Origin of the sequence: Gemella haemolysans (assembly GCF_012273215.1) — a bacterium.
Taxonomy (GTDB): Bacteria; Bacillota; Bacilli; order Staphylococcales; family Gemellaceae; genus Gemella; species Gemella haemolysans_A.
On sequence record NZ_CP050965.1, the window covers coordinates 1,618,120 to 1,639,967 of the forward strand.

At 32.6% G+C, this 21,848-nt stretch carries 21 protein-coding genes; 4 read left to right on the plus strand and 17 right to left on the minus strand.

Going from position 1 to position 21,848, the window contains the following annotated elements; all coding sequences use genetic code 11:
- Positions 1-403 precede the first annotated feature (403 nt).
- Positions 404-625: an NUDIX hydrolase gene (locus FOC48_RS07780; RefSeq protein WP_003147780.1), complete on the minus strand. Its 222-nt coding sequence runs from the start codon at positions 623-625 to the stop codon at positions 404-406.
- Between the two features lie 85 nt (positions 626-710).
- Between FOC48_RS07780 and FOC48_RS07785 the strand changes: the two genes are divergently transcribed.
- Positions 711-1,295: a transposase gene (locus FOC48_RS07785; RefSeq protein ID WP_003147779.1), complete on the plus strand. Its 585-nt coding sequence runs from the start codon at positions 711-713 to the stop codon at positions 1,293-1,295.
- Entirely contained in the window at positions 1,226-2,119 is an 894-nt protein-coding gene (locus tag FOC48_RS07790) for an IS3 family transposase (RefSeq protein WP_081459805.1), read from the plus strand. Before FOC48_RS07785 ends, FOC48_RS07790 begins: the two co-directional genes overlap by 70 nt.
- An 88-nt stretch (positions 2,120-2,207) precedes the next feature.
- Here the strand turns inward: FOC48_RS07790 and FOC48_RS10020 are convergent, their stop codons facing one another.
- From FOC48_RS10020 to FOC48_RS07805, 3 genes are all read right to left on the minus strand, one after another.
- On the minus strand, positions 2,208-2,528 hold the full coding sequence (locus FOC48_RS10020; protein WP_003147777.1) for an NUDIX domain-containing protein: 321 nt from the start codon (positions 2,526-2,528) through the stop codon (positions 2,208-2,210).
- Between the two features lie 65 nt (positions 2,529-2,593).
- Entirely contained in the window at positions 2,594-3,469 is an 876-nt protein-coding gene (gene galU, locus FOC48_RS07800) for a UTP--glucose-1-phosphate uridylyltransferase GalU (RefSeq protein WP_003147776.1), read from the minus strand.
- Positions 3,470-3,730: 261 nt separating this feature from the next.
- Positions 3,731-5,098 (minus strand): S1C family serine protease, encoded by a 1,368-nt coding sequence (locus FOC48_RS07805; RefSeq protein ID WP_003147775.1) that lies wholly within the window; start codon positions 5,096-5,098, stop codon positions 3,731-3,733.
- 853 nt (positions 5,099-5,951) lie between these two features.
- Between FOC48_RS07805 and FOC48_RS07810 the strand changes: the two genes are divergently transcribed.
- Positions 5,952-6,314 carry a hypothetical protein gene (locus FOC48_RS07810; protein ID WP_254263175.1) on the plus strand — a complete coding sequence of 121 codons (363 nt, stop codon included), beginning with the start codon at positions 5,952-5,954 and terminating at the stop codon, positions 6,312-6,314.
- 114 nt (positions 6,315-6,428) lie between these two features.
- On the opposite strand, the gene FOC48_RS07815 is transcribed toward FOC48_RS07810, so the two are convergent.
- From FOC48_RS07815 to FOC48_RS07840, 7 genes are all read right to left on the minus strand, one after another.
- On the minus strand, positions 6,429-6,962 hold the full coding sequence (locus FOC48_RS07815; RefSeq protein ID WP_003147772.1) for a hypothetical protein: 534 nt from the start codon (positions 6,960-6,962) through the stop codon (positions 6,429-6,431).
- A gap of 26 nt (positions 6,963-6,988) precedes the next feature.
- The gene (gene pgeF / locus FOC48_RS07820) at positions 6,989-7,690 is read right to left on the minus strand and encodes a peptidoglycan editing factor PgeF (protein ID WP_003147771.1); all 702 of its coding nucleotides are present in this window, start codon (positions 7,688-7,690) and stop codon (positions 6,989-6,991) included.
- 178 nt (positions 7,691-7,868) lie between these two features.
- Complete coding sequence (locus tag FOC48_RS07825; protein WP_003147770.1) at positions 7,869-8,096, minus strand: KH domain-containing protein; 228 nt, start codon at positions 8,094-8,096, stop codon at positions 7,869-7,871.
- 10 nt (positions 8,097-8,106) lie between these two features.
- Complete coding sequence (gene leuS, locus FOC48_RS07830; RefSeq protein ID WP_003147768.1) at positions 8,107-10,536, minus strand: leucine--tRNA ligase; 2,430 nt, start codon at positions 10,534-10,536, stop codon at positions 8,107-8,109.
- A 197-nt stretch (positions 10,537-10,733) separates the two neighbouring features.
- Positions 10,734-12,176: a C39 family peptidase gene (locus FOC48_RS07835; protein WP_172497921.1), complete on the minus strand. Its 1,443-nt coding sequence runs from the start codon at positions 12,174-12,176 to the stop codon at positions 10,734-10,736.
- Between the two features lie 150 nt (positions 12,177-12,326).
- A complete protein-coding gene (locus tag FOC48_RS10155) occupies positions 12,327-12,449 on the minus strand; it encodes a hypothetical protein (RefSeq protein WP_003147766.1) in 123 nt (40 codons plus the stop codon).
- Positions 12,450-12,522: 73 nt separating this feature from the next.
- Positions 12,523-14,022 (minus strand): N-acetylmuramoyl-L-alanine amidase, encoded by a 1,500-nt coding sequence (locus FOC48_RS07840; protein WP_003147765.1) that lies wholly within the window; start codon positions 14,020-14,022, stop codon positions 12,523-12,525.
- Between the two features lie 199 nt (positions 14,023-14,221).
- Here FOC48_RS07840 and galE point away from each other — a divergent pair, with 199 nt between their 5' ends.
- Positions 14,222-15,244: a UDP-glucose 4-epimerase GalE gene (gene galE / locus FOC48_RS07845; RefSeq protein WP_035467183.1), complete on the plus strand. Its 1,023-nt coding sequence runs from the start codon at positions 14,222-14,224 to the stop codon at positions 15,242-15,244.
- A gap of 64 nt (positions 15,245-15,308) precedes the next feature.
- Here the strand turns inward: galE and FOC48_RS07850 are convergent, their stop codons facing one another.
- From FOC48_RS07850 to FOC48_RS07875, 6 genes are all read right to left on the minus strand, one after another.
- Positions 15,309-15,989 (minus strand): C39 family peptidase, encoded by a 681-nt coding sequence (locus FOC48_RS07850; protein WP_003147762.1) that lies wholly within the window; start codon positions 15,987-15,989, stop codon positions 15,309-15,311.
- Positions 15,990-16,163: 174 nt separating this feature from the next.
- Complete coding sequence (locus FOC48_RS07855; protein ID WP_003147761.1) at positions 16,164-17,171, minus strand: glycosyltransferase family 2 protein; 1,008 nt, start codon at positions 17,169-17,171, stop codon at positions 16,164-16,166.
- Positions 17,172-17,228: 57 nt separating this feature from the next.
- A complete protein-coding gene (locus FOC48_RS07860; protein WP_003147760.1) occupies positions 17,229-19,151 on the minus strand; it encodes a glucosaminidase domain-containing protein in 1,923 nt (640 codons plus the stop codon).
- Positions 19,152-19,306: 155 nt separating this feature from the next.
- Positions 19,307-20,002 (minus strand): sugar phosphate nucleotidyltransferase, encoded by a 696-nt coding sequence (locus FOC48_RS07865; protein ID WP_003147759.1) that lies wholly within the window; start codon positions 20,000-20,002, stop codon positions 19,307-19,309.
- Between the two features lie 7 nt (positions 20,003-20,009).
- Complete coding sequence (locus tag FOC48_RS07870) at positions 20,010-20,888, minus strand: DMT family transporter (RefSeq protein WP_003147758.1); 879 nt, start codon at positions 20,886-20,888, stop codon at positions 20,010-20,012.
- Complete coding sequence (locus tag FOC48_RS07875; RefSeq protein WP_003147757.1) at positions 20,878-21,747, minus strand: phosphotransferase family protein; 870 nt, start codon at positions 21,745-21,747, stop codon at positions 20,878-20,880. The genes FOC48_RS07870 and FOC48_RS07875 overlap by 11 nt, the downstream gene beginning before the upstream one ends.
- Positions 21,748-21,848: the final 101 nt, after the last annotated feature.

The window sequence follows — 21,848 nt, forward strand, 5'->3', positions numbered from 1 at the left end:
TTTCATACAGAATGTTAGTAAAAAAGGATTTTCATTCTAATTTTTTTTAGACTTTTTATTTATTCAAATTATGTACAATTGAAAATAGTTATCAATTTACATAATCTCATAAACTATAACAATGTATACATTTACACATATAACAACATTTTATTAATTATATAAAAAATATCTATTAAGTATAGATGTTTCTGTCATACTTATGTACTAAAATCGTATAAAACAAGTATTTAAAACACTTTTTTATATACTTTAAATAATTACATGTTATACTACCAATACCAAATTTCTCTATATATCTGTATTATAGAAGATGTATAGAGAAGTTTATTTTTTAATTACAAAAATACCGACCCCGTAATAGTTAGATTTTTTCTCTAACTTTCAAAGTCGGTATAACATTTTATAATATTTTCCAAGATTTATATTCTATTTTTTCTAATATATTACTATCATTCAGTATTTCCTGTTTTAATTTTAGAAGAAGCGGTGAAGCATTATCAATATTTATTTTATTAATCTCCAACCAACATATTCCATCTGAATCATTTATTTCATCATCTAAAATTGTTTGTATCTCTTCCAACTGATGACTTTCTATTTCTACATCATAAAAGACCATCATATGATGGGAGTGGCTCAAAAATCGTGATTTCGAAGAAATGATATGTACCCCTTTTACTGGACAAACCAGTGAAAGGGGTATTTTTATGCGTTATAGTTTTGAATTTAAAGTAAAATGTGTTGAGATGTATGAAAGAGGGGAATATCCAGATACACCTAACGGAATAACCACTAGAAAATTTAAAGATACTATTAGAAAATGGAAAAGAATGGTTGATTCGTTAGAAGTAAGTGTCTTGCGACATAAAACAAAAAATAAGAAGTGGAATCCAGAAGAAAAACTAGTATTAGTTTCTAAAATTTTAGCTGGTTATTCATATAATTCCGTTGCACTAGACAATGGAATTAACTATAGGACACTGTATAAATGGGTTCAAAAATATAAGGAAAAAGGTTATAATGGACTTGTAGATGAGAAGAAAGAAAGACCAAGAAAGGTACCTATCATGAAAGAAAACAGTAGTCCTAAACCATTAAAAGAATCAGAAAGAGAAGAATTAATTAGATTACGTGCAGAAAATAAATTTATAAAAACGGAAATCGAAAATATTAAAGCGGAAAAAGAAATAATAAAAAAATTAATAGCCTTGAGGCGAGAAAAATGGGCTGCGCAACTCAAGGCGAAAAAGCAGCAATCATCAAAGAACTTAGAAAAAAAGGATATCAATTAAAATGCCTTTTACAAGAAATAGGAATGGCAAAATCAACGTATTATTATTTAGTAAATAAGGAAGAAGTAGATGTTGAGGCTATTCGTAATGAACCAGTGTTAAAAGAAATTAAAATTATTTTTACCGAAAATAAAGGACTATATGGTGTCCGTAGAGTTCACAATGAACTAATTAATAGAGGTTTTAAAGTAAATCATAAACGAGTACAAAGTCTTATGCATAAAGAAGGATTGAAAGGGAAAACTCCTAAAGAAAGATACCATTCATATAAGGGAACAGTAGGAAAAGTCGCTAATAATATAATAAATCGAGATTTTAGTACGACTGCTCCTTTACAGAAATGGACTACAGATGTATCACAATTCAATTTTTCATGGGGAAAGTGCTATTTTTCAGCGATTCTAGATATGCATACAAATGAAATAATATCATATGATTTATCTTTACATCCAAATTTAGATCAGATAAAAAGGATGTTAGAACAAGCATTTAATAAATTTCCAAATACAGAAGGATTAATTATGCATTCTGATCAAGGGTGGCAGTATCAACATTCACACTATAGAAGTGAGTTAAAAAAACATGGAATCATTCAATCGATGTCTAGAAAGGGAAATTGTTATGATAATAGTATCATGGAATCACTTTTTGGAAGAATGAAGACGGAGATATATTATGGTTATGAAAAGGTTTATATGTCATTTGAAGAGTTTAGTAAAGCTGTATCTGAATATATAAATTATTACAACAACAAGAGAATTCAATCAAAAACAAAATGGATGCCTCCTGTACAATACAGGATAACATCCACTTGTCTAAATTAAATATATATGTGTCCAGAATTTTGGGTACACATCAAAATCGATTTTGTCGAGTCACCCCCGCAAAGTTTATTAGATATCTAAAAAGCTTTCACAAAGCGAATTTAGATATCAATAAACCACTGCGTCTATGAGTTCTCATATGAACTTTGTTAAGTTTTAGGTCTTTTGGGTAAGCTTCTTCCTCTTCTACAAATACATCATAAGCTCTACAATTATCGTAGGAGATTACTTTATACCCTGTTTCTTCTAGAAATTCTCTAACTAAAGTTTCCGTAAATCCCTCACTAGTTTTTTGACTACCTCCTGGTAAATCATATCTATTCTTATAAGGTCCCCTTGCCTTTTTTATACACAATACTTTATTTTCTTTTATACACATACCATAGATACCTAAATAATCAATAATCATATTACCTCCTGAAATATAATAAAAATGATGCAAACCTTGTTTAAATCTGCATCATTTCTTGTTTATTATTCTAATTCTGCTAATTTTTGTTTTAGATACGGTACTAACTCATCTTTAAGATCACTCTTAAGGGCAAAGTCAATTGTTGTCTTAACAAATCCAATAGTTTCACCTACATCGTAACGTTTACCTTGGAAATCATACGCATAAACATTTTCTTCTTCATTTAACATTTGAATAGCATCAGTTAATTGAACTTCTCCACCAACACCTACTTGCTTCTTAGCTAAGTGTTTGAAAATCCCTGGGTTAAGAACGTATCTTCCCATGATGGCTTGGTTAGACGGTGCAGTTCCTGGTGCTGGTTTTTCTACGAATGTTTCAACTTCGTACAAGTGACCATCTTGTCCTTTAGGTGCAATTACACCATATCTATGAGTTTGATCTTCTGGAACAGTTTGAACCCCGATTACAGAACATCCAGTTTCCTCAGCTTTATCAATAAGTTGTTTAATTGCTGGATACTCGTCGTTAATTACTACGTCATCTCCTAGTAATACCGCAAATGGTTCGTCTCCAATGAAACTACGTGCTGTTAAGATCGCATCTCCTAGACCAGCCATTTCTTTTTGACGTACGTAGTGAATATTAGCAAGTTGAGTTGGGTATTTCACCTTTTCCAACATCGCTAACTTACCTTTATTCTCTAATTCTACTTCTAGTTCAACATTTCTATCAAAGTGGTCCTCGATAGCTCTTTTTTGTTTTCCTGTAACAATAATTATATCTTCAATTCCAGCTTTTACCGCTTCTTCCACTATATATTGAATAGTAGGAGTATCGATAATAGGTAGCATTTCTTTTGGTAATGCTTTAGTTGCAGGTAGGAATCGTGTACCGTATCCCGCAGCTGGAATAATCGCTTTTCTTACTTTTTTCATGTATTCACCTATATTCTTTTCTTTTAATTTTACAAACTAATAATAACATATTTTCATTATTTTAGCAAATTTTTCTTCACTTTTCAAACTATATACATAACATTTTTTATTTCAGCATCCCTATATATCTCTAATTCAAAACACTGATATTATGTTATTTTAAAACTTCCATAATAAAAATAACGTTATCTTTCGAACATTTTACAAACAAGTATTTAATAGAACTTGAAACAGAGAATTCTATTCCAAGTTCTAATTATTTTATCTTGTATTTAACGCTTGAACTACAACACTTGTTGTATTTTCTTTACCATTTCTATAGTAAGTTACTTTAACAGTATCACCTATTTTTGTTTTTTCAAATAGATATTTTCTGACTGCAGCAACATCCTTAACATCTTCACCATTTAATTTTGTGATGATATCATATTTTTCTATCCCTGCTTGTGCAGCTGGTGTACCATTCTCAACAAATCTAACTACGACACCTTGCTTACCTTCGAAGTTCAATTGTGATTTCAACGTATCGCTATCAACTGTATTTACAGATACTAATTGAACACCTAGAGCTGGACGAATTACTTTACCCGCTTGTTCTAATTGTTCAGTTATTATTTTAACCTCATTAGATGGTATTCCAAAACCTATTCCTTCGGCACTTACATTCTCTGTTGCTTTTGCTATTTTCGATTCATTAATTCCGATAAGTTTACCTTCATTATTAATCAGCGCTCCACCAGAGTTACCTGGGTTAATAGCCGCATCAGTCTGAATTACAGTTTGATTCCAGTCATTTTTACCATCACCGTCAACATCCATAGGAATTTGTCTATTTACGGCAGATACTATACCTTTTGTAACAGTATTAGATAAGTTAACATCAAGAGGAGATCCGATAGCAAACGCTGTTTCTCCTACTGCAATTTTATCACTATCAGCAAAATCCATTGTAGTTGTCACATTATCACCTTTAATTTTTAGTACAGCTAAGTCTGTCCATACATCAGTTCCAACAACTTCTGCATTCACATTAGTTCCATCACTTAAAATTACCGATAATTTTTTAGCTCCGTTTACCACGTGATTGTTAGTTACAACATAAGCAGTATTCCCTGATTTTTTATAAATAACACCACTTCCACTAGAAGCTGGTTTTAGTTCACTAGAATTACTAGAATCACTTCCTGATTTCCTTGAATTTCCACCTAAGATTGACTCAAGATTATTGTTAGAGTTACTTTGGTAGTTTACGATTGAAACTACAGCATCTTTAGCTTTTGAAATCGCATTTACCGTAATTTGTTGATTATCTTTATCTTCTTTCGTAGCAGTCACTGAAGAATTCAACGCTTTTCCAGTTCCCATTACAGCTTGCGCTCCAAAAACACTAGTAGCTCCAAGAGCAAACGCAGCAAAAACAGTTAAGAATAATTTTCCATAATTATTCTTTTGCGGTGCAGCTACCTGCTCATTATTCATTCCCTGTAAATTTTCAAAATTATTATATTGAGAATTATCAACATTATCATAATTTTGATAACCTTGATAATTGTTTTGTTCGTTATAATTTTCTTGATTATTAAAATCCTGTAAATTTCTATTATTTTGATTGTTATTTCTATTTTGCATAAAAATCCTCCTTTTTGATTTTTATTTTCCGTTGTGTTTCACAACTTATTATATAAAAAATCTTTAATTTACGTTTCTCATAGTTTTATCTTACCAACATCAACTTAAACAAAGTTTAAAGAAAAGTTTAAATGTACTTAATATTTTTTTACACCTATAATTATCTCGATTCTATTTCTCTACTCTATGATTTAATGTTAAAAATTGTAAAAATCTTATTAAATTAAATAGCCCAAAAAACATAACTAGATAATAATAGATAAAAACTTTATCAGAATTATTATTTAAAATAAAATATATCGATAAACCAATAAATAGTGTATTTAAAATAAAGCTAAATAAATATTTTCGCGTGCGAATTAACAGTAGCAATTGAATTATTAAAAATACTACAAAAATTGCTATCAACAACTTTACATTTGTATCTGTAAAATACTTCGGAAACTTATATACATTTCTAAACAGTATATGCCTTATCATCCCCATCTTTCTTTCCGAAAAATAATACCAACCAGAAATCATCACTAATAATATGATTTCTAAAAATGCAAATAAACAATATAATTTTTTACACTTTATACTCTTCATTATTTATCTCCTTGTTTATAATTTATCTTAATGTTATAATTCTATATATAAATTATATGAAAAAAATAAAAAGGATGCAACATTTGTTGCTTGGTAAGAGAGATATATGAAAACTAAAAGATATATTACATTAGCTTGCATACTTGCTCTAATTTTCACTTTTCTATACACATTTAATATTAACTTTGATCTCAATAAACAGTTAAACCTCGCTAATTTAGCAATTATACTAGTTGTTTTAATTTTATGGGGATTATCCGGTTATATGTTGTTAATTAAAGATATTTTTAAAATCACAGAAAATGAACGAAATGGAATCACCTTAGTCTTGGTATTATTAGCAATTATATTTTTCTACTATAATCCATTTCCAAATCCAGAAAGTTTTTACATTACTTTACCAAGAATAATATATTTTATTCTAACAATAATAATATTTTTCCTACTTATTATTGCATTTTGGAAAGAAAATCTTACTCCTCTAATATCAGCAATCTTTATTCCATTCGGTGTTCAAAGCTACTTAGTAAATATTAGAGGAATTACACAATACACAAGCTACACTCTTTATGTAATAATTTTCTTTATTGCTATAGCTTACACATTAAATTATTTTAGAGGAAAATAAAATTAGAGTTATAAATTTTGTGCATGAAATAGATTCATTAACATGAAATAGATTCATTAAATAGAAAACAAAAATCTTCAAACATACAGTTCAAAATATGTTTGAAGATCTTTTTTATACTAATACTATATATTTTTTACAAATATCCGCAAAGAAACTCTGAACATCACCTGCTTTTAACATAGCTTCTTGTTCTTCATCTACAATATAATTTTCACTAGCTTCCATAACCGCAAGAAGTCGTTTGAATGTATCAGCGAATAACGCTTCATCCTCATTTAATAGATAATTAAAATTCTGCTCAGCAAAAAATGGAACGAACACTTCTCTAAACGCACCTTGACGTATTCTACCAATAAGTTTTTCTCCACTAGCAGTAACGAATAAATCACCTTGTTTCTCCACGAATTCTTTCGCCTTTATATGACTAGAAAAAATTTGGAATCCTTCAGCTTCTTTATACTCTCTAAAAACTGGAATTTTTAATCCTTGTTCTTCATAAAGAACTTTATCTATTATTACGAAAACCTCTTCTAAATCCCAAAATTCTTTCGCTATATAATAAAATGCTACACGCCATCTACTATCACTCTTCGGCAATCTCTTAAATGTAGCTACTTGTTCAACTAATTTAATATCTTTTTCCAATATTATTTCCTCTATTCTATATGAATTTAATCTATTTGAATTATCGTTCCAATACGTTTTGGAGTAGCATTATCTAATCTATATGAGAAGAATTTATCATTATCTCTAACCGTACAGAAATCAACAATTTTGATGTTATCTTCTAGTATACCACATTTTTTCAACAATTCTTTATTCAATTGCCATAAATTTAAATAATATTTATCATCTTTTTCTTTATAATAATTCGGCACTTCTAAAGCAGCGAATTTCTCTATAAGATCATAAGAAACTTCATAGTTATCAACACTAACCGACGGTCCTATAATAGTCTTAATATTTTCTACTTTACAACCATATTTACCTGTCATAATATTCACCATTTTCCCGGCAATATTACCATATGTTCCTCGCCATCCTGCATGAGCTAAAGCAGCAACACTTTGCTTTTTATCATAGAAAACGACAGGTACACAATCAGCAGTAAAAATCAATAACGGTGTCGCAACCAAATTAGTAATTAACCCATCAGCTTCCTTCCCATTTTCATTAATATCAGAATCCGATTCGACAATACGCACATTCGCACCGTGAACTTGTGTGTTAAAGACTATATTTTTATGATTAAAACCATATTCATCAGAGAATCTTTTCATATCCTCACTATTTTTCGCATCAACCTTTCTATTGGTAAATGCTATTTTTATATTGTCATCATTAATTAAATATCCATCAACTATCTCTATCATAATAACCTCCTAAATTAACGCTAATATTATTATACACAAAATATAAGTCTATGTCCCATTTCTCTACTCTATAAAACGGTTATTATCTGTACCTTCTCCATGTCCTTAATTCAAAATTCAACTAAAAAATAGGAATCTGAAAGATATCTATCTTTCAGACTCCTACTTAACATTTATCTTATTCTTCTACTAAATCTAAGTAAACTTTTTTACTAAATGTTGTTGAATTTAATACAGTACGAATTGCGTTAATCACTGTACCTTTTTTCCCTATTATACGCCCACAATCTTCTGGGTGAACTGTTAAAATGTAGTGTTCGCGTGCATTTTTAACAAATTTTTCGATTTTGATTTCATCTTTATGCTCAACGATTTCACTAACAATACTATAAATTAATTCTTCCATGTGTCTCTCCTTATTTAGCTACGATATTAACTAATCTTCCAGGAACAACGATTACTTTCATAACTTGTTTTCCTTCGATTAATTCTTTTACTTCTTCATTAGCTAGAACGATTTGCTCTAATTCAGCTGGTGTTAAATCTTTCTTAACGTCTAATTTTGCCTTAACTTTACCCATAAGTTGAACTACGATTTCTACAGTATCACTTACAAGTTTACTTTCATCAAATGTTGGCCATGGTACGTATGAGATTGATTCAGTGTTACCATAAACTTCCCACATTTCTTCAGCAAGGTGAGGTGCAAATGGAGCAAGAAGTTGGATAAATCCTAACGCATATTTACGAGGAATATATTCAGCTTTGTAACAGTCATTTACAAATACCATAAGTTGAGAAATAGCTGTATTAAATCCTAGAATTTCGATATCTTCAGATACTTTCTTAACAGTGTAGTTATAGCTTACTTCTAATTCTGCATTATCTTTATCTTGAACTTTGTCATTTACTTTACCAGTTTCTTCATCTACGAATAGACGGTATACTCTATCTAGGAAACGACGAGATCCATCTAGACCATTTTCACTCCATGCGATCGAAGCATCTAATGGCCCCATGAACATTTCATACACACGTAATGTATCAGCACCGTGAGATACGATAATATCATCAGGGTTAACTACATTACCTTTAGATTTAGACATTTTTTCTGGACGACCATCTTTACCTTCAGCAAGAATCATACCTTGGTTAAATAGTTTTTGGAATGGCTCACGACTTGGTACTAAACCTAGATCGTAAAGTACTTTGTGCCAGAAACGAGCATATAGTAAGTGAAGTACCGCATGCTCTGCTCCGCCGATATAAACATCTACAGGTAACCAGTATTTTAATTTCTCTGGATCAGCAAACATTTCATCATTGTGTGGATCAATGTAACGTAAGTAGTACCAACAAGAACCAGCCCATTGAGGCATTGTGTTAGTTTCACGTTTACCTTTTTTACCAGTTTCAGGATCTACTACATTTAACCACTCTTCGATATTCGCAAGTGGAGATTCCCCAGTTCCTGATGGTTTAATGTTGTCAGTTTCTGGAAGTAATAATGGAAGTTCACTATCAGGTACAGTAGTCATAGTACCATCTTCCCAGTGGATGATTGGAATTGGTTCTCCCCAGTAACGTTGTCTTGAGAATAACCAGTCACGTAGTTTGTAGGTAACTTTACTACGTCCAACTTTATTTCCTTCTAAGAATTCAATAACTTTTGCGATAGCTTCTTCGTTATTTAATCCATTGATAAAATCAGAGTTGATGTGTTTACCATCACCGTAGAATGGTACAACAACTTCTCCATTATCTTCGATAACAGCTTTGATCGGTAGGTTGAACTTAGTCGCAAACTCATAATCACGCTCATCATGCGCAGGAACAGCCATAACAGCTCCAGTTCCGTAGCTTGCTAGGACGTAGTCCGCAATCCAAAGTTCTACTTTTTCACCATTTACAGGGTTAATCGCATAAGCTCCTGTGAATACTCCTGTTTTATCTTTGTTAAGGTCTGTTCTTTCAAGGTCAGACTTACGTTTAACGATATCAAGGTACTCCTCAACAGCAGCTCTTTGTCCTTCTGTAACGATTTCTTCAACAAGTTTGTGTTCAGGTGCAAGTACACAGTAAGATACACCGAATACAGTATCAGCACGTGTAGTGAATACTGTGAATGCTTTGTCAGTTCCTTCAATTTTGAAATCAATCTCAGCACCAACAGATTTACCAATCCAATTACGTTGCATAGCTTTAAGACTTTCTGGCCAATCAAGAATATCTAAATCAGCAAGAAGTTTTTCAGCGTAATCAGTAATTTTAAGTACCCACTGACGCATAGGACGACGCTCTACAGGGTGTCCTCCACGCTCAGATTTACCATCAATAACCTCTTCATTAGAAAGAACTGTTCCTAATGCTGGACACCAGTTTACAGGTACTTCATCAACATAAGCAAGTCCTTTTTCATAAAGTTTTTTGAAGATCCATTGAGTCCATTTGTAATACTTAGGATCTGTTGTATTTACTTCACGATCCCAATCATAAGAAAATCCTAATTCTTTTATTTGGCGACGGAACGTGTCGATATTAGTTTTTGTAAAGTCTCTTGGGTCATTACCAGTATCTAATGCATATTGCTCAGCTGGTAATCCGAATGCATCCCATCCCATTGGATGTAGTACATTGTATCCATTAGCTCTTTTATATCTACTTAAGATATCAGTAGCCGTATATCCTTCTGGGTGACCTACGTGAAGTCCAGCTCCTGATGGATAAGGGAACATATCTAATGCATAAAATTTCTCTTTTGTATGATCATCTAATGTTTTGAATGTTTTATTTTCATCCCAATATTTTTGCCATTTTTTTTCTATAACTCGGTGGTTATATACCATAATTTAAGCACACTCCTTCGCTTTCAAGTTCTCTAAGTTATAGTATACCAATTTTAAAGACTTTTAGCAACAACTGAAAGAATTTAATATGAAATTATTGGTATTATTTAATACATAAAAATAAGGATACCTCATAGAAAATGATTTTTACAAATCAAAATTTTTGAGATACCCTTTTTATAATTATTTACACCTTACTAACCAATCTGTACAAATGCTCCACCAATGCTAGTATCATATGGGTCTGTACTTCTTTGATTCCAAATAGTATTAACATCATACCATCTTCCAGTAGTGTTAACATTATCTGGATCCATCGCTTTTGTTTTACCATTACTATATCCACTTAAAACAATAGCATGAGTCAATCCACCTCTTGCAAAAATTCCATTTCCTACAGCAGCGAATACAGGTTTTCCACTTTGAAGTGCAGCTATAAGTTGTTCTTTACTAGTAATAACTGAATAACTATATCCATAAGCATTGATAGCATATACTACCCCTTTACCTGATGTTCCTAACTCTCTAACGTTCATTTCATTTGTGTGATTATAAATCGTTTCAGCAACTGAAGTTGGTAGTACTTTTTGCCCTAATCCACTAAATACCATTGCTAATGATGTAGGTGCACATCCACTTTGTGCCATCGTTCCAATACCAAATCTTTTATTACGCCAACGGTAGTCTCCTTGATAGTATTGCGGCATATTTAAAGCTGCCGTAGTTTTATTGTCACCTTTAGAATAATTAGGAATCCATGCTCCATTACTTCCTACATAATAACGACCATTATCTACCCAGCTGTTTGTCGCCATTTTTCCATCAGCTCCTAGCCAGTAGTTTCCTGCCCATTTATTTCGTGCTAGTGTTCCATCTGTGTTGTAGTAGTACCATACGTTGGATTCTTTTACCCAACCTGTTTTCTTCTCTTCTTGGCGTTTAGCATCTTTTACCCATGCTCCATCATTTCCTACATAGTAACGATTGTTATCTACCCATCTGTTTGTTGCCATTCTTCCATCGGCTCCTAGCCAGTAGTTTCCTGCCCATTTGTTTCTCGCTAATGTTCCATCTGTGTTGTAGTAGTACCATGTGTTCGCTTCTTTTACCCAACCTTGTTTCTTCTCTTCTGGGCGCTTAGCATCTTTTACCCATGCTCCATTTGCTCCTACGTAGTAACGACCATTATCTACCCAAGCATTTGTCACCATTCTTCCATCGGCTCCTAGCCAGTAGTTTCCTACCCATTTATTTACTACTAGACTTCGGTTATTGTAGTAATACCAAGCATTTCCTGACTGCACCCATCCTTGTTTTGTTGCTTTCGATGTCACTTGGTTTTGAGTTGCTGTAGCTTGATTTTGAGATCCTTTTACCCACGCTCCGTTTGCTCCTACGTAGTAACGACCATTGTCTACCCACGCATTTGTCGCCATTTTTCCATCAGCACCTAGCCAGTAACTTCCTGCCCATGAATTTCTTACCAGTGCTCCTTTTTGGTTATAGAAATACCATGCATTTCCAGTTTTCACCCAACCTTGTGCAGCTTGAGCGTCATTGCTAACTACTGCATTGACAGCAATTGGTGTAGCTAATACAGTCAATAAACTTAATCCTAATTTCATTTTATTTTTCGTCATAATACACTCTTCCTTAGCTATTTATTTTAAAAATTTCATTACTAATTTTACAATAAATTAATAAGTTACTCAAGTAAAATCTTAACATTTTATAAGAAATAAAGACTTTCTGAAATCAAATATAATTTCAAAAAGTCAATTTTAACAATGTTATTTTCCTATAGCAGTAAACAAACCACCTAGCATTGTATCACTAGCAGCATCGCTTCTTTGGTTCCAAATCTCATTTATATCATACCATTTTCCAGTTGCATTCGTATTATATGGATCCATAGCTTTTACTTTCCCATTATCATATCCTGATAAGACAATAGCATGCGTAGCATATGCACTTCTTATTCTACCTTTACTTGTAGTATTCTACGATTCCATCTACAATTCCATCAGCTAGTTTTTCTTGATATTCATTAGTTTTGATTTTGCTTACTTCCTCTTGATTGTCAATAAATCCTAATTCAACTAAGATAGAAGGAATAGATGTTTCACGAAGGACAGCAAATGTTTCTCTTTTTACACCTCTATCGTATGCTCCTGTTTTACTTACTAGACTTTGTTGTATTTTTTGCGCTAATTTTCTACTCTTTTCTAATCTTTCCGGATCATTATGTTTATCCTTATTTATAGCAGGAGTATACTCTGGACGATCCTTATAATAATATGTTTCTATACCATAAGAAGCTCCTCTACCTCCAGCATTAAAATGAATACTTAAAAACATGTCCGCATTAGATTTATTAGCTTGATCAGCACGACTTACTAAACCTACATCTTTATCAGTATTTCTACTTGTTAATACTGAATAACCTAAAGAGGCAAGACGGCTACTCACTTTATTATATACACTAAGGGTTAAATCTTTTTCTCTTACACCATTAGCGACTGCACCTGAATCACTTCCACCATGCCCAGGATCTAAGAAAATAGCACGTTTAGTGTTTTTATCTCTTGATGCATCTTTTACCCATGCTCCATTTGATCCAACATAATAACGACCATTATCTACCCAGCTGTTTGTTGCCATTTTTCCATCAACTCCTAGCCAGTAGTTTCCTGCCCATTTATTTCGTGCTAATGTTCCATCAGTATTGTAGTAGTACCATGTGTTTGCTTCTTTTACCCAACCTGTTTTCTTCTCTTCTTGGCGTTTAGCATCTTTTACCCATGCTCCATCATTTCCTACATAGTAACGATTATTATCTACCCAACTGTTTGTTGCCATTCTTCCATCGGCTCCTAGCCAGTAGTTTCCTGCCCATTTGTTTCTCGCTAATGTTCCATCTATGTTGTAGTAGAACCATGTGTTCGCTTCTTTTACCCAACCTTGTTTCTTCTCTTCTGGGCGCTTAGCATCTTTTACCCATGCTCCGTCAGTCCCTACATAGTAACGATTGTTATCTACCCAGCTGTTTGTTGCCATTCTTCCATCAGCTCCTAGCCAGTAGTTTCCTACCCATTTATTTACTACTAGACTTCCGTTATTGTAGTAATACCAAGCATTTCCTGATTGTACCCAACCTTGTTTTGTTGCGTTCGATGTCACTTGGTTTTGAGTTACTGTAGCTTGATTTTGAGCTCCTTTTACCCACGCTCCGTTTGCTCCTACGTAGTAACGACCATTATCTACCCACGCATTTGTCGCCATTTTTCCATCAGCTCCTAGCCAGTAACTTCCTGCCCATGCATTTCTTACAAGTGTTCCTTTTTGATTATAAAAATACCATGCATTTCCAGTTTTCACCCAACCTTGTGCAGCTTGAGCGTCACTACTAGCTACAGCATTAACCGCAATTGGTGTAGCTAATACTGTTAATAAACTTAATCCTAATTTAACCTTATTTTTTCTCATAAAATATTCCTTTAACTCCTACTCTAAAAATAAATATATTCCATATATTGTATTATATTTTCAACTATTTTTCAAAGAAATATAATAAATGTAACAGATTCTTAATATTACTCTCATTTTTATTGACACTTACTCTTACTTTTTATAAAATTAATATATAAAATTATAGGAAGGACTCGCTTTGCGAGAGAATTATACTATGACTAAAAAAATACTTGTTACAGGTGGAGCAGGATTTATCGGATCACACACTTGTATAGAATTATTAAACAATGGAAATGAAGTAGTTGTCGTTGATAACTTATATAACGCAAATAAAAAAAGCTTAGAAGTTGTAGAAAGAGTAACTGGTAAAAAAGTAACTTTCTATGAAGTTGATATTCGTGATGAAGCTAAATTAGATGAAGTATTTGAAAAAGAAGGAAATATCTACGGAGTTATTCACTTCGCTGGATTAAAAGCAGTTGGTGAATCTTGCCAACTACCTTTAAAATACTATGATAACAATGTTGCTGGAACTACAACTTTATGTCGTGTTATGGAAAAACATAACTGTAAGAATATAATCTTCAGTTCATCAGCTACAGTATACGGAGATCCTCATGCATTACCAATTAAAGAAGATTTCCCATTATCTGTAACTAATCCATATGGACGTACTAAACTAATCTTAGAAGAAATCTTAGGAGATGTTTACGCAGCCGATAACGAATGGAACGTAGTACTACTTCGTTACTTCAATCCTATCGGGGCACATGAATGTGGGGATATTGGAGAAGATCCAACAGGAATTCCAAACAACCTACTTCCATACGTTATGCAAGTAGCTGTAGGAAAATTAGAAAAAGTTAATGTCTTCGGTAACGACTTCGATACACATGATGGTACTGGAGTACGTGACTATATCCACGTAGTAGACCTAGCTCGTGGTCACGTGGCAGCCCTTAAAAAATTAGAGAAAGGTAACGGACTATCTAAATATAACCTAGGAACAGGAATCGGATATTCTGTACTAGATATCATTAAGAGTGCTTCAGCAGCTGTTGGACGCGACTTACCTTACGTTATCGCACCACGTCGTGCTGGTGATATCGCAGCATGTTACGCTGATGCTACAAAAGCAAAAGAAGAACTTGGATGGGAAGCTCAGTACGATGTAAAACGTATGTGTGAGGACTCTTGGAGATGGCAAAGTAAACATCCAAACGGTTTTGCTGAATAATATAATTTAATAAATGAATTAATATAAAATGAGTGTCTAATTAATACTTAGACACTCATTTCTTTTATTTAGATATCACCATAAATGGTCCACCTACAGAATTGTCTTCTGGTGCCATACTACGCTGACTCCAAATATCATCAATATTGTACCACTTATTAGTTTTTTCTGGATTATCTGGATCTACCGCATGAGTCTTACCATTTTGATACCCACTTAGAATAATTGCATGCGTAGAATATCCTTTTACAAAAATACCATGACCAACAGAACCAAACACAATATTTCCATTTTTTAACGCTGCTTTTAAATCATCTTTAGAATTAATCACACGATAATTACATCCCCAGTGCTCAATTGCTGCAGCTGCTCCATCACTAGAAGTTCCTACAAACATAGTATTCATTTCTGTAGACGTATTATAAATATAATCAGCAACCTGCACAGGTGTAACCTCTTCTTTCAATACTGATAACACCATAGATAAAGATGTAGGAACACATCCTGATATTTTCATATTAGATATACCATATCTCTTAGATCCCCACCTAGCATCCGCTTGATAATATTGAGGAAGTTTCACAGGTTTCACAGATTCTTTACCTGTAGCATCATTCATTATGCTATCTTCTGAAGTAAAAGACTCCACTTTGTCCCTTTGTTCTTTTAGTAAATCTGCTTTAACATCACTAAAACTAGTCAACAATAAACTACCTACAAGAATCATACTTATTCTTCTCTTCATAAACCTGTCACCTCCTACATTTCGTCTAAATTTATTTACAATTATACTATTTTTAACTAACAAAAACAAATAGGAGTACCTCAAAACTGATAATTTTTTGAACTTAATCAGCTCGAAGCACTCCTATATATTTTATTCCATATTATTTAGACATCAACTTCCTATAAAACTCCTCTATTGACTCTTACTATGATAATCTTTCTTCCAACTAAATCCTTTTACTAGCCCTACTAAAGTTCCCCATCCATAGCTAAAATGAACTAAGAATAGTAAAAACGGAATTAATAATAAAGTTGCATTAAACTTGTTATTAATTATAGTCATAATTGTAACAAGAACTGTAAATAATCCATAGGAAACTCCAAGAAGTATTGCGAATATCTTCGTTAATGGTAACATCAACAAACTAAAGATTATACCTAAAACAAAGACTAAAGGTACAAAGTGGAAAATTGAGAAAGCCTTAGGGTATACATGACTCACTTTACCAATCCAATACCCATTAGAATACTTTTGTTTTAACATTCTTTTTACAGTAGGTCTAGTGTATTGATATGATAATATATCATTACTATATCGAATTTTATAACCATTTTTTCTAATTCTGTAATGCAATTCATTATCTTCTACACGTCCAACTTGTTCGTCTAATAAACCTATCTTATCAAAAATTTCTTTTCGATACATTCCTTGGAATACAGAACTTACATATTTTTTAGAAGTTTCTTTTCGATAATTAGCTATACCACTACCAAACATATTTTCTTCAACTAGCAACAGCGTTTTACTTAAAGCATCCTCATTTTCTATAATATTAGGTCGTGGTCCACCACAAACATCTTCTCCACTTTCTATAACTTTAACATTATTTTCTATAAAATTCTCCGTTATATGTGAGTGACAATCTACCTTAAGTATACATTCTCCCCTCGCAGCTCGAATCCCAACATTCATACCCGCTGACAAAATAACCTTAGGATTTTTCAGTAAAACTACATTAAAGAAATCATGATTACTCTCTTTAAATTCTTGTAAAATAGCCCAGCTATTATCCTTCGACATTCCATCAATAAAGATAAGTTCGATATTCTCATGATTATATGTTTGATTTTTAAAATCTTCAATTAATCTTGGTAAAAATTTTTCTTCATTTAAAAGTCCGATTACAACCGAAACTAACATAATTTTCTCCTTACCAAAAAGGAAGCTAGATTAAAATAACCTAGCCACATCCTTTTTTTATCTATCTTTTCTTCCTAATTTTTCATTAGCACTGAACATTATACTTGCAATAGATTCTCCCCAATACGGAGCTGTTGCATAGTTAACATTCATTCCTCGTGCTTTATTTCCTAAGTATGCACCATTTGCTGGATATCCTGTGTTACTTAAGTAGTTACGGTCAATCCAACGTGCTGCACCTAGAATACCGCTATCTACATCATCAAATTTTGTCGCAGAAGTATAAGGTGTGCTATCGTAAGCAGCAATTCCAAAGAAATTATTTTTATCTTTAGCTATTTTACTTCTTCCCCATGCACTCTCAAGGGCACTATGAGCAACTAAATAAAGTGCATTAACTCCATATCTTTGTTCAGCAGCCTTAAATGTAGCACCTTTTCCAGCAAGCTTACTATCATTAGCTCCCATCAAACTATACAATCTGTTGATATCAGCAGCAGTATAGTTAGATCTTGATTTTAAATTAGAAAATTGGAAAGGATGATCTAATTTAAATGATCCAAAGTTAATTCCATCAGCAGAATAATAAGATTTTCCTACTTGCATATTTGGATTGTGGTAAGCTACCATTACCCTGTTGTACGCTGAATATCTGTGATATACATATTTACCATCACTTACATAGTCAGGGATGAATGTTGTACTAGAGTTAACAGCTGCAACTTGTCCTGAATTTACATAACCTGTAATTCCAGCTACTTGTACAGGGATTCTTCCATTCGCAGTAGCTCTGTTATCTCTAAATAAGATTGTATCTTTTGAAACGTGAGATAAGATTCTACCATTAGCATCATATACAGGAATATATAGTGAAGTTACTTTGTAGTATCCAGAATAAGAAGTGTTAGTCGCATTCTCAGATTTAGAAGCTGTTCTGTCTTCTCCTTTTACCCATGCTCCATTGTTTCCTACATAATAGCGATTGTTATCCACCCAACTATTTGTTGCCATTCTTCCATCGGCTCCTAACCAGTAGTTTCCTGCCCATGCATTTCTCACTACTGATCCATTTTTATAGTAGTACCAAGAACCACTCTCTTTTTGCCATCCTGACTTGTTTGAATAGTTTTTAATCCATACTCCATCAGTTCCTACATAGTAACGATTGTTATCTACCCAGCTGTTTGTTGCCATTCTTCCATCGGCTCCTAGCCAGTAGTTTCCTGCCCATGCATTTCTCACTACTGATCCATTTTTATAGTAATACCAAGAACCACTCTCTTTTTGCCATCCTGACTTGTTTGAATAGTATTTAATCCATGCTCCATCATTTCCTACATAGTAACGATTATTGTCTACCCAGCTATTTGTTGCCATTCTTCCATCGGCTCCTAGCCAGTAGTTTCCTGCCCATGCATTTCTCACTACTGATCCATTTTTATAGTAGTACCATGTATAGCCTTCTTTCACCCAACCACTTTTCACTGTTGTAGTATGTTGAGCTCCTTTCACCCATGCTCCGTCAGTTCCTACATAGTAACGACCTCCATCTACCCAAGCATTTGTCGCCATTCTTCCATCGGCTCCTAGCCAGTAGTTTCCTATCCAAGCATTCGCTACGACCTTCCCATGGTTATAGAAGTACCAAGCATTACCAACTTTTGTCCAACCTTGTTTAGTTTCACTCGCTGTTGTTTGGTGTTGAGCTCCTTTTACCCACACTCCGTTACTTCCTACATAGTAACGACCTCCGTCTACCCAAGCGTTTGTCGCCATTCTTCCGTCGGCTCCTAGCCAGTAGTTTCCTGCCCATGCGTTTCTTACTAATGTTCCATTTTGATTATAAAGATACCAGGCATTACCACTTCTTACCCAGCCTTGTGCTGCTTGAGCGTCATTACTTGCTACTGTATTAACTGCGATCGGTGTAGCTAGTACTGTTAACACTCCTAATCCTAATTTAAGTTTATTTCTTCTCATTCTTAATATTCCTCTGTACTCATATTTATGCACTAATAATTATACCATATTCCCAGTATATTTAAGGTTACAAATCGGTTATTTTTTATTACATATATATTACAAAATAGCAAGAAATATTATTACTTAATCTCCATAATAAAAAAGAATGGAGATTATTTCTCACATTCTTCTTTTAGTATTTCTTCTAATTTTTTATAGTCTTTAACACTATCAATTTCATAGATACTATTAGGTTCTAATTCTTCTACATAAACATCTAATTTTTCGATATTATCTTTAACCATGTTATCCCAGTATAAGTTCATAAATTCATTACTCTCATAAGCTTTATCAATAAAACTTACAATCTTCTCTGCAGTTTTCTCATCCCAGAAAGATACTCCACTTAAGATTCTTCCAGCTTTGCTATCTACGATAATATCTTGAACTTTATAATCATCTCCATAGATTAAGAACCACTCGTTTTCACAATCTTCACGATACACGCTGAAATATGTTGAACGATCGATATCCGCTCTAAACATATTTTTAAACAAATAGTTATCCGCATCGATTACATAACTATCTGCCAAGTACTCTTTTACTAAATATAGCGAATAAAAATTATTGTACTCAGAATATTTTTCATTGAATACAAGATTAACATTGTACTTCTCTTTTAAATAATCGAATTGCTCATGTAGATAACCGACAACTACGATTATGTCATCTATTCCTTTTTCTTTTAAAAATTCTATTTGATACTCCACAAGAGGCTTATCTTTAACTTTTATCAAAGCCTTTGGAGTATTATCCGTCATAGGTCTAAGACGCGTGCCTAACCCTGCGGCTAATATAATTGCTCTCACTATTTTGTTACTCCTCTCTCACAATAACATACACCCCTAATATTATAATAAGTGATGTTACTACTAATTGCACATTTACTGCTAATCCTACAAAAATCATAGAAAAGATTATTGTCCAAACAACATAACTAACATTTAGCCCAGTTGCTTTCGCTGGTTCTAATCTATTAATAGCCATGTAATATAAAATATAAGATACCATATTACTCACAACGAAGAAAACAATAAGTCCTCCGAACTTAACATCAAGACTAGTTTCAATTCCTAATCCGTTAAATAAAATTATTACTAAATATGCTAAAAATGATGTCACCTGACGAATTAATAACGTCTCAAGCTCATTTAAATTATTTTTCATCGCATATGAACTTAGAACACTCTCACTACCCCATGCAATAGCACAGATTAACGCAAACATGAATCCAAGGTAGAATGATTCAACCTGTTCACTCTTATAACTTTGGATAAAAATACCAACAATAATTAGTGCTATACCAATAATAGTTTTTGATGAAACTTTATTTTTTAAAAATATCACAGCTAGTATTACCGACACCGCTGGATAGATAGCTGTTATCGAAGAAGTAAGACCACTTCCTATATACTTCACCGCATATAAGTTACACTGCATTCCAATAGGCCCGGCAAGAAGCGCACCTATAATAACACTAATGCTTTTTATATTCGTAAAAATTTTAAAATTGATTCGTTTATACTTAACTAATATAATCGCCAAAAGGACAAAAATACTAATAAAATCATGGATTACCGCGACTGCAAAAGGCGAAACATTATACAATGAAAATATATACGCACTTATTGCAAGACCTAATCCCCAAAACAACCCTGATAATAAACCTGCTGATACACCTATTTTATTTTTCATAACTTTCTACATACTCTTTCAAATTTTTTAATGCTCTTAAATATCTGTCTTTTCCATAAGTTCCAAAGTCTGCACCTTGTTCTTCTTTATAAATCGTCCACAGACTCCATAAGAAGTCTTGAAGTATTTTATAAACCATAATCTTCGCTACGCTAACAGGAGTATTTTCACTAAAATAATATTTGAAAAACTCACCTTCTTCAGCCTTTCTGAAATTAGATTCTAAAAATAACGCAGCTAAATCCCACATTGGATCATTCATTGAAGAATACTCCCAATCAATAAGATACACTCGACCATTTTCATCTTCGATAAAATTCTCAGGAACAAGATCAATATGACATGATTTCTTGTCCACACCAATTTCTTCTAGGTGTTTCTGTAAAGAGAATATTTTCTCCCTTATCTTGTCATAATAAGGATAATTAATATTACCTTCTATCAAGTCCTCATATTTTCTAATCTCATCAAAAATTTTAAATTCACCTTCAAGAATTTTTCCAGAACTGTGCACTTTTTTAAGAATATTAGCAACATCCTCTTTTTTTGATTTTAAATAATGCGCATCAAAAGTAGTCGCATTTTCAATATATTCATTTACTTTGATTCCAGATTCAATATCAAAAATATAATTTTTAACATCTAGTTCTAAATCCGCAAGATTTGCAAGATTATTTTTCTCCGCAATCCTGTTGATTAACTTATCCGTCCCTTTACCAAAGAATTTAACTATATATTTATTATTTGTTGTTTCTACTAGGTAATTACTATTAGTCATACCTCCTAGTTGCTCTACTTTTACTATTTCTTCTGATTCAGTAAGTAATTTTTTTATCTTACTTTTTATTAATTGTTTCAATGTAAAACCTCTTTTCAACATTACAATATTACTTATCATTATAACATAAAATATGATAACTCATAGTCTTTTTACTATATTTTTTCAATATAATAAAATTA

What these genes read in the sequence shown, in the direction of transcription:
- FOC48_RS07780 (WP_003147780.1), bottom strand. Translation starts at nt 625, where the DNA reads ATGATGGTCTTTTATGATGTAGAAATAGAAAGTCATCAGTTGGAAGAG.
- FOC48_RS07785 (WP_003147779.1), top strand. Translation starts at nt 711, where the DNA reads ATGCGTTATAGTTTTGAATTTAAAGTAAAATGTGTTGAGATGTATGAA.
- FOC48_RS07790 (WP_081459805.1), top strand. Translation starts at nt 1,226, where the DNA reads ATGGGCTGCGCAACTCAAGGCGAAAAAGCAGCAATCATCAAAGAACTT.
- FOC48_RS10020 (WP_003147777.1), bottom strand. Translation starts at nt 2,528, where the DNA reads ATGATTATTGATTATTTAGGTATCTATGGTATGTGTATAAAAGAAAAT.
- galU (WP_003147776.1), bottom strand. Translation starts at nt 3,469, where the DNA reads ATGAAAAAAGTAAGAAAAGCGATTATTCCAGCTGCGGGATACGGTACA.
- FOC48_RS07805 (WP_003147775.1), bottom strand. Translation starts at nt 5,098, where the DNA reads ATGCAAAATAGAAATAACAATCAAAATAATAGAAATTTACAGGATTTT.
- FOC48_RS07810 (WP_254263175.1), top strand. Translation starts at nt 5,952, where the DNA reads ATGTTGTTAATTAAAGATATTTTTAAAATCACAGAAAATGAACGAAAT.
- pgeF (WP_003147771.1), bottom strand. Translation starts at nt 7,690, where the DNA reads ATGATAGAGATAGTTGATGGATATTTAATTAATGATGACAATATAAAA.
- FOC48_RS07825 (WP_003147770.1), bottom strand. Translation starts at nt 8,096, where the DNA reads ATGGAAGAATTAATTTATAGTATTGTTAGTGAAATCGTTGAGCATAAA.
- leuS (WP_003147768.1), bottom strand. Translation starts at nt 10,536, where the DNA reads ATGGTATATAACCACCGAGTTATAGAAAAAAAATGGCAAAAATATTGG.
- FOC48_RS07835 (WP_172497921.1), bottom strand. Translation starts at nt 12,176, where the DNA reads ATGACGAAAAATAAAATGAAATTAGGATTAAGTTTATTGACTGTATTA.
- FOC48_RS10155 (WP_003147766.1), bottom strand. Translation starts at nt 12,449, where the DNA reads ATGGATCCATATAATACGAATGCAACTGGAAAATGGTATGATATAAAT.
- FOC48_RS07840 (WP_003147765.1), bottom strand. Translation starts at nt 14,022, where the DNA reads ATGAGAAAAAATAAGGTTAAATTAGGATTAAGTTTATTAACAGTATTA.
- galE (WP_035467183.1), top strand. Translation starts at nt 14,222, where the DNA reads ATGACTAAAAAAATACTTGTTACAGGTGGAGCAGGATTTATCGGATCA.
- FOC48_RS07850 (WP_003147762.1), bottom strand. Translation starts at nt 15,989, where the DNA reads ATGAAGAGAAGAATAAGTATGATTCTTGTAGGTAGTTTATTGTTGACT.
- FOC48_RS07855 (WP_003147761.1), bottom strand. Translation starts at nt 17,171, where the DNA reads ATGTTAGTTTCGGTTGTAATCGGACTTTTAAATGAAGAAAAATTTTTA.
- FOC48_RS07860 (WP_003147760.1), bottom strand. Translation starts at nt 19,151, where the DNA reads ATGAGAAGAAATAAACTTAAATTAGGATTAGGAGTGTTAACAGTACTA.
- FOC48_RS07870 (WP_003147758.1), bottom strand. Translation starts at nt 20,888, where the DNA reads ATGAAAAATAAAATAGGTGTATCAGCAGGTTTATTATCAGGGTTGTTT.